The 234-nt window shown below is 69.7% G+C and carries 1 protein-coding gene; it reads left to right on the forward strand.

Annotated features, from left to right (window positions below):
* Positions 1-9 precede the first annotated feature (9 nt).
* Positions 10-234, forward strand: a 225-nt coding sequence (locus QQM67_RS30545; protein ID WP_314178662.1) for a hypothetical protein, incomplete at its 3' end; no start/stop codon positions are given.

Below are 234 nucleotides of genomic sequence, written 5' to 3' on the forward strand. Positions count from 1 at the left end.
GCGGGGCGGGTGGATCTGCCGACGTATGCGTTTCAGCGTGAGCGTTTCTGGCCGGAGGTTTCCCAGGTTTCGGGTGCGGGGTCGGATCCGGTGGATGCGGCGTTGTGGGGGCTGGTGGAGTCCGGGGATGCGGATGTGCTGGCCGGGGTGCTGGGCGTTGATGCGTCGACGGCGCGGGTGGTGGCGTCGGGGCTGTCGGAATGGCGTGGCCGGGAACAGGTGCGTTCTCGTGCG

It is taken from the genome of Streptomyces winkii, assembly GCF_032248595.1.
GTDB classification, from domain to species: Bacteria; Actinomycetota; Actinomycetes; order Streptomycetales; family Streptomycetaceae; genus Streptomyces; species Streptomyces winkii.